3 protein-coding genes are annotated in these 2,164 nt (G+C 77.4%); 2 read left to right on the top strand and 1 reads right to left on the bottom strand.

Annotated elements, in window-relative coordinates; genetic code table 11:
* Positions 1 to 542, top strand: a 542-nt coding sequence (locus AC0CYZ_RS24755) for an alpha/beta hydrolase (RefSeq protein ID WP_472220280.1), incomplete at its 5' end; no start/stop codon positions are given.
* Positions 543 to 552: 10 nt separating this feature from the next.
* Here the strand turns inward: AC0CYZ_RS24755 and AC0CYZ_RS24750 are convergent.
* Positions 553 to 1,293 (bottom strand): NAD(P)H-binding protein, encoded by a 741-nt coding sequence (locus AC0CYZ_RS24750; protein WP_472220282.1) that lies wholly within the window; start codon positions 1,291 to 1,293, stop codon positions 553 to 555.
* A gap of 671 nt (positions 1,294 to 1,964) precedes the next feature.
* Between AC0CYZ_RS24750 and AC0CYZ_RS24745 the strand changes: the two genes are divergently transcribed.
* Positions 1,965 to 2,164: hypothetical protein (locus tag AC0CYZ_RS24745; protein WP_472220278.1), on the top strand; the 200-nt coding region annotated here is incomplete at its 3' end.

Genomic DNA, 2,164 nt, shown 5'->3' with positions numbered 1-2,164 from the left:
ACGTGCTCGACCGCCTCACCGAGCACCTGTCCGGGGTGCCGATCACGTGGGCCGCCCCCGCGGCGCCGAGGCGGACCTGGTACGCCGGGCGCGTCCACGACGCGCTGGACCGCACCGCGGCCGAGCGGGAGCGCGCCACCGACGTCATCGAGGGGCTCGTCGATCTCCTCGCGCCCGGTCGGCGCACCCCGGTCGTGCTCGCCGGGTTCTCCCAGGGGGCGTGCCTGGTCGCCGACCAGCTCCTGCGCGGACGGCGCCGATGGGCGGGCGCGGTGGTCTGGACCGGCGCCGCGTTCGGTCCGCTCGGCACGCCGTGGCCCGCGCCGCCCGGCCCGCCGCCGCTCGACGGCCTCCCGGTGCTCGTCACGAACGCCGACGCGGACGCCTGGGTGCCGTGGGCGGCCACCGAGGCCCTGGCCGAGGTGCTGCGCGGGCGTGGGGCGGAGGTCGATCTGCGCGTGCAGCCGGGCCGGGGCCACGAGGTCGCCGACGACGAGATCGCCGCCGCCGCGGCGCTGCTCCGCCGCGTCGCCGACCGGTGATCGGCCGCGGTCAGCTCGCCCGGCCCGGTGGCGGCCACCAGTCGATGTCGGCCACGCGCGTCGCCCGGGCGCCGGTCAGGCGGGGCACGACGTCGGTGACCGTGGCGAGCCCGCCGTGCGCGATCGCCAGGTACCAGGAGATCCAGGCCTCGATCTGCTCCCCGGACAGGCCCATCCGGTAGCGGCGGGCGAAGGCCTCCTCGAGCGTCTCCGGCACGTAGCGGTACGGCCGCCCGCTGGCCTCGGCGACCTGCCCGATCTCCTCCTCGAGGGTCAGCGCCTCCGGGCCGGTGACCTCGAGGACGGCGCCGTCGTGCTCGCCGGTGTCGTCGACGATCAGCGCCGTGATCACCGCGGCGATGTCCTCGTGCGCGACGAAGGCCGCGCGGCCCGTTCCGCCGGGGCCGCGCACGACGAGCTCGTCGTCGGCGAGCGAGGCGGGCGTCGAGGCGTAGATGCCGGCGCGGACGACGGTGTGGCGGAGGCCGGTCGCCGCGAGGTACTGCTCGGTGAGCCAGTGGTCGCGGGCGTTGCGGTAGGTGGCGTCGGGGGCCGCGCCGAGCAGCGACAAGTACAGGACCCGCTCGACGCCGGCCTCGGCCGCGGCCTCCACGACGGTGGCGTGCTCCTCGAGTCGCCTCCCGGTCGGCCGGCCGGAGACGAGCACGAGCGTGGTGGCGCCGTCGACCGCGGCGCGCACGTCGGCGCGGTCCGCGTAGGCGGCCGGGCCGCGGTGGTCGGCGCCGGGCAGGTCGGGGAGCCGGCGGGGTCGCGGGCGATCAGCAGCTGTGGCACGCCGCGCTCGGCCAGCCGGCGGGCGACGCGGCTGCCCAGGGCGCCGGTGGCGCCGGTGACCGCGACGGTGCCGTAATCCGGGGTCGGCATCGACGCATCCTCCGTCGGCGCGCCTGCGGTGTCGCGACGGGAACCGCCGCTACGGACCTTCGCCGGGGCTCCGCATCTGCGCGCGCCGCACGCACTCCCGCCGAGGTGGCGTCCGGCCCCGGGGCATCTGCGCGCGACGCACACACTCTCGCCGAGGTGGGGTCCGGCCCCCGGGGAACCTGCGCGCGACGAACACACTCTCGCCGAGGTGGCGTCCGGCCCCGGGGCAACCTGCGCGCCGCGCACAGACGCCGGGCGGAGTGGCTCACGGTCCCGGGGAAACCTGCGCGTGCCAATCACGTCCGTGTCGCGCCGGGGGGGTGGAGTGTGCGTCGCGCGTCGGTTTCTCCAGCACCCCGCCGTCCTGGCAGGGGAGTGTGTGCGTCGCGCGTCGGCACGTGGACCGGATCCCCCTGACGAGCGGCCACGGATCCAGCTAAGCAGGCGGGAGTTCCCGCCCGGACCCCGATCGCGGTTGCATCACCACGCTCGGTCGCGCACGGTGAGCACGTCGGTGACGGAGCCCTGGGGGACGTCGTGCAGCGCTTCGAGCAGGACGACCGGCCGCAGCAGCTCGAGCCCCCGCCACCGCGGATGCCGGCCTGGGTCGACGGGTCCGTCGCCGGGCCGCCCCGGCGCGGCACCCTCGTGCTGGTCGTGGTCGTCGCCGTCCTGGTCCTCGCCGCGGCGGTGGGACTCACCGCGGTGGTGAGGGCGCGCCACGCGGCGGCCCCGCC

The organism is Actinomycetospora sp. (genome assembly GCF_055612215.1).
Note: the sequence above shows the minus strand (reverse complement) of the source record. Positions and strands in the feature narration are given on the sequence as shown.